Below are 4894 nucleotides of genomic sequence, written 5' to 3' on the forward strand. Positions count from 1 at the left end.
ACGCTCAAAAAGTTAGTATTTTAGGCGCATAGTTAGACAGAAAAATTAAGGGACAATTCTTACTTCTACCTTCTCGCTCCCAAGCCATTTCTCCTGTCTCCTGTCTCCTGTCTCCTGTCTCCTACCCTCACCCATAAGACTTTTTCAGCAAACCCTAATTATACCTGAATTTATTAATGATTCAATTAATGCTATAAATAACTAAAGCCAATGTTACCATAAGTATCAAATTTTAATGGGATTTAGATAAAAATTAGGCAAAAAAAGTTTCATATCTAGACATACATAACTATTTTTATGTAAAATCAAATAACCTTTCAATCATTGGTGACTGGGTGCATCTCATATAAAAATACTTTTTTCTATATATTCCCTATTCTCTATTCCCTGTTGCCTGTTGCCTAAAAGCGATAAATAAATTTTTGGCTTTATTCACGCATTGAGATGCACTCTGGTGACTGGCTATTATTTCAGTCACCTTTAACTTAATATTTAATTACCAATTCAGCTTTGATTAACTTCTTCAATAATCCAATGAAAAGTTTCTATTACTTGTTGTAATGCTACATCATCTTGTAATGTGGATAAACGTAAACTAGGCGCTCTAAACTCTTCTAAATTTCCTGGTAGAGCCAAACCAATTGAACTAAGTTTAGCTCTTAACTCCAACCATTTACCATTATTATTAAATGGAGGTTGACAACTATATTTATTCGAGTAAATTTCTAGATGACCTGAAATATCAATACTAAATAACTCTAGACTCTTTTTTTCTGGTTGATTAACTATTATAGTAAACCCACCATAAACATCTCCTGTTCCCCATTGAATTGAAGTTATAGGTTCTTGGTTTTTAGCCCACTCATGAATTTTTTTGAGTATTGCTGCCTCATCAGCACCCCATCTAGTTTTAAATTCTTGAAAGAAAGATACTTCGTCCCACCTTCTTCTCTCACGAGTTGTGCTTGATTTTTTCAGTTGCGCTTCAGTTGTTTGACCAATTAATCTTGGAACTAAAGTTCTTAAACCTTCTTGAGCAACATACTGTTTAATTTCTAATCCTAAAACTTCTACTGGATCTATCTGCTCATTCAGAAATTCTACTACTCTTCGTAGTTCTGCCGGAATATTATCTGCCACAAATACTAAACGAATTTTATTTGCTTGCAAATTAGTTTTAACTTTTTGCCAGAACTCTTCTTCATTAGCATCTAAACCCAGAAATGTTTCAAATACTTGTTCTGGATCGCGACCATGTTCCCGGCAGTTGACTTCAAACTGAGCAATAATTGACTCTAGAGGCCAATAAACTCCTACATTAGCAGCATAATCAATCATTTGACCTACTACTTGTTGGCGAATTTCTGCTTTATAAGCGCCTTTAACTATTACTAATGTCGGAATTGCTTCTTGGTCAAGAAATAAATGAGATAGTGCCCATTGTTGTGTGATCTCTTCTTCTGTCGATATCGCTATTTCCCGTGATATTAATAACCATCTTCTGGGAGTAGCTCTGTCTATATCATCTCCTGCAAGTAGGTTAGGATAAGTTTCTATAAAATCTTGTAGTTGATCTTCAGACTCATAAGCTTGTTCTGTCATTTCCACAAGTTGATCGTTGTCACGAATTAAGTAAATACCTCCGCCCATGAATATACCTCTATTTTTAAGTCAAAATTCCCAGTCAAAAGCAATATAACTTTTAATTTTTATCTAAAAGTTATCATATTGAAAATAGTACAGCTAACTTTGTTTTATAGCAGTCGAAGAAAAGGTGAGGACGTATCAAAAGTCGAAAACTCAGGCAACGCCAGACTTTTCCTTCTTTCTTAAGCATAGCTGCCTTCAGAATAGCTGCTATACTGCTTAATTTTTTTTAATAACTGTCTTGAAAATTTAAATTTTCATATTTAAAACTAATTTTGAAATTCTCAAAAAATTAATCTTAAACAATTACCGAATAATTAATCATTAATCATTATTAATTAAATAATTCAGCTTTACTAGCCTCCCCTTGGCTGCGCCGCGAGCTGTCGCTCTACAAGGGGAAAATAAAGAAATAATATTTCCTTATGTTCAATCCTCTCGGTTTTAACCAGAGGTAATTATCCATTATCCATTATCCATTAATGAATAATCTCTACATTTTTATCAACTCATTATTGATTCATCAATTACTCCTGTAAATACTTTTTCTGTTGGTCCAGTCATATAAACTTTTTGGTCTATAGTTGACCATTCAATCTCCAAACAACCTCCAGGTAGTTCAACTGTAACTTTATTCTCGTTTCTTTGAGTTAAAACCCCTGCCACCACTGATGCACAAGCACCCGTACCACAAGCTAATGTTGCACCAGCACCTCTTTCCCATACTCGCATTTTCACATAATTTGGGCTAATAACTTGAATAAATTCTGTATTAGTGCGTTCTGGAAATACTGAGTGATGCTCAAATTGAGGACCTACTATTTCTAGAGCTATATCAGCAACATTCTCTACAAAAGTTATACAGTGTGGGTTCCCCATATTGACACAGGTAACAGACCAAGACTTTCCAGCCACTTCTAAAGTTTGATTAACAATTTTCTCATCAGCATTACCTATAGTTGTGGGTATTTCCGATGCCAATAGCTTTGCCTGTCCCATATCAACCGTTACTTGGCCATCTGCTTGTAATTCGGGAACTATCAGACCTGCCCCTGTATGGATATTATATTTAGTCTTGTTATTATTTTCTAATTCTGCTATAAACTTGGCTAAACATCTAATTCCATTACCGCACATTTCTGGTTCAGAACCATCAGAATTGAAAATCCTCATGGTATAATCTGCTTGCCCTTCTCCAGGCAGGGCAAAAATTACACCATCTGCACCAATACCAAAATTGCGATCGCACAATTTTATCGCCTGTTCTGGTGTTACTATAGGTTTTGACTGGTGGCGATTATCTATCAAAATAAAATCGTTGCCCAGACCATGATACTTGGTGAATGATACTGTCATTATGATGCTCCAGTAATTAGATTGAAATTTACTTTTAATCGGGAAAGATATTGAATAATTATTATGTCTGATTTTGATACCAGTTTACCCAGTGTTCGCCAGATTCAAACTTATATCACAGATAAGAAAGAAGTAGAGCTAAAACTAATTACCAACGACCTCCATGTGGGAAAAGTTTTCTGGCAAGACCCAAATTGTATCTGCCTCTTAGACCAGTATGATTTACCAATTATAATTTGGCGACAAGCTATTGTTTATCTCAAACCAAAAAACTAATCCTAATTTTTTCATCGTAAAATTTCGGTTAAGCAGTGGATGGAAACCAGGGGCGCGGATTTTAATCCGTAGTCAAAAAATGTGTTATAATTAACTAACAACTTAAAAAGTAGCCTCAATTGTATACCAATAATTTCTGGTGGCTGATTTAAAGCAGGTAAAACTGCTAACATTAGTCCCAAAGATAAATCTTGGACTACTAAAATTCCTAACATTACTTGGCCATGTGATCTTGAAGCTTCGTTGCCCTCCATCAAGCATTTCAATACAACGGCTGTTGATGATAGGGATAAAATTCCTCCTAAAAATATTCCTTAAGCTGGAGAGGATACTCATCCAATGTTTTGATGAAAATAGTCAGGGCAATTTGTAGTCCACCTCCACCCAAACTTATGAATTTGCTACCTCACGCTTTTTGGGAATTGCTATATTGAATTAGGTTGATAATTTTCAGTCATCTATTCATACCAAAAATCAGCAAAGCTCAAAATTAATTATCAAAGCTACACTTTTTTTGGTGGTAAGTTTTAGGTATAGAAAACACTCCCTGTGCAATTGAGTAGAGAACTTATCCCTCAGTCATGATTTTATCCAATTAATTTTGTTTGATATTATGTCCGGTAGTATTGTTTGTGTATAGAATTAAGTTGAAATTGAAAGAAACCCTTCAGCATAGCTGCCTTCTGCCAAGTATAAGTATTCAAGCGGACATGATATGAATCCCCTAAAAATTGAATCTAACACCTAAAACCTAAAACCATCTTCAAGTAGATTATTCCTCAGAGGAGAAGATATTTTTAATTTCAACGTGCAAATCTAATTTAGTCATTAATTAATCAGAAAAATCTACTACAAAAACTAATGTTTTGGCCTATCAAACTTAAAAAGTTTATCCCCAGCTTAATCTTAGCTATAGTTACAACAATATTGGTAATAGCTAGTCCTGGATTCAGCCAAACTGTACAAATAACTCCTACTAACCCACAACTTGGAGATACTTTATCAGTTGTAATTCAAAAATCCATTGGCGGAGCAACTCCTACAGTTAATATGGATGGAAAAACTTATCCATTTTTTTCAATTGGACAAAATAAGTTGAGGGCATTATTACCAACTACTCCTTTAGACCGACCAGGTACACGACAGCTTCAAATTACCACTGAAGCAGGCGTGCAAAATGTGAATGTAAATCTGCAAAGTCGCTCCTTTCCCACTCAATCTATTTGGCTACCTCCTGGCAAAGATTCTCTCAAAGGAACAGACTTAGAATTTGACAGAGTAGGAGCATTTAAAAAACTTGTCACTCCAGAGAAGTTTTGGAATGGTCCATTTCTTCGACCTAACCAAGGTCCAGTCAGTACAATTTATGGGGTGCGACGGTATTACAATGGAGAGTTTGCTGAGAACTATTATCATCGTGGGGTAGATTATGCAGATTATAATGGCTCTCCTGTAGTAGCTCCTGCTGCTGGTCGTGTGGCTCTAGTGGGATTAGAATCTCAGGGTTTTGAAATTCATGGTAATACTGTGGGTATCGATCATGGTCAAGGGGTAACGAGCATTTTTATCCATTTGAGTCGTATCAATGTAAAAGAAGGCGATTTTGTCAAAGCTG

General features: G+C 35.3%; 5 protein-coding genes. 2 read left to right on the forward strand and 3 right to left on the reverse strand.

The window, feature by feature from the left end:
* Nucleotides 1-504: 504 nt before the first annotated feature.
* Together F6K54_RS40315 and dapF are read right to left on the reverse strand one after the other, a co-directional pair.
* Entirely contained in the window at nucleotides 505-1650 is a 1146-nt protein-coding gene (locus F6K54_RS40315; RefSeq protein WP_293090006.1) for a hypothetical protein, read from the reverse strand.
* Nucleotides 1651-2151: 501 nt separating this feature from the next.
* A complete protein-coding gene (dapF, locus tag F6K54_RS40320) occupies nucleotides 2152-3003 on the reverse strand; it encodes a diaminopimelate epimerase (protein ID WP_293090008.1) in 852 nt (283 codons plus the stop codon).
* A 63-nt stretch (nucleotides 3004-3066) separates the two neighbouring features.
* Between dapF and F6K54_RS40325 the strand changes: the two genes are divergently transcribed.
* A complete protein-coding gene (locus F6K54_RS40325; RefSeq protein WP_287279187.1) occupies nucleotides 3067-3279 on the forward strand; it encodes an RNA-binding protein hfq in 213 nt (70 codons plus the stop codon).
* Nucleotides 3280-3290: 11 nt separating this feature from the next.
* On the opposite strand, the gene F6K54_RS43610 is transcribed toward F6K54_RS40325, so the two are convergent.
* Nucleotides 3291-3533 (reverse strand): hypothetical protein, encoded by a 243-nt coding sequence (locus tag F6K54_RS43610; protein ID WP_366558386.1) that lies wholly within the window; start codon nucleotides 3531-3533, stop codon nucleotides 3291-3293.
* Between the two features lie 607 nt (nucleotides 3534-4140).
* Here F6K54_RS43610 and F6K54_RS40335 point away from each other — a divergent pair.
* Nucleotides 4141-4894, forward strand: a 754-nt coding sequence (locus F6K54_RS40335; RefSeq protein ID WP_293090010.1) for a M23 family metallopeptidase, incomplete at its 3' end; no start/stop codon positions are given.

The organism is Okeania sp. SIO3B5, from assembly GCF_010692555.1.
Taxonomy (GTDB): domain Bacteria; phylum Cyanobacteriota; class Cyanobacteriia; order Cyanobacteriales; family Microcoleaceae; genus Okeania.

Excerpts from the sequence above, each read along its gene's own strand:
- F6K54_RS40315 (WP_293090006.1), bottom strand. The coding sequence starts at position 1,650 with ATGGGCGGAGGTATTTACTTAATTCGTGACAACGATCAACTTGTGGAA.
- dapF (WP_293090008.1), bottom strand. The coding sequence starts at position 3,003 with ATGACAGTATCATTCACCAAGTATCATGGTCTGGGCAACGATTTTATT.
- F6K54_RS40325 (WP_287279187.1), top strand. The coding sequence starts at position 3,067 with ATGTCTGATTTTGATACCAGTTTACCCAGTGTTCGCCAGATTCAAACT.
- F6K54_RS43610 (WP_366558386.1), bottom strand. The coding sequence starts at position 3,533 with ATGGAGGGCAACGAAGCTTCAAGATCACATGGCCAAGTAATGTTAGGA.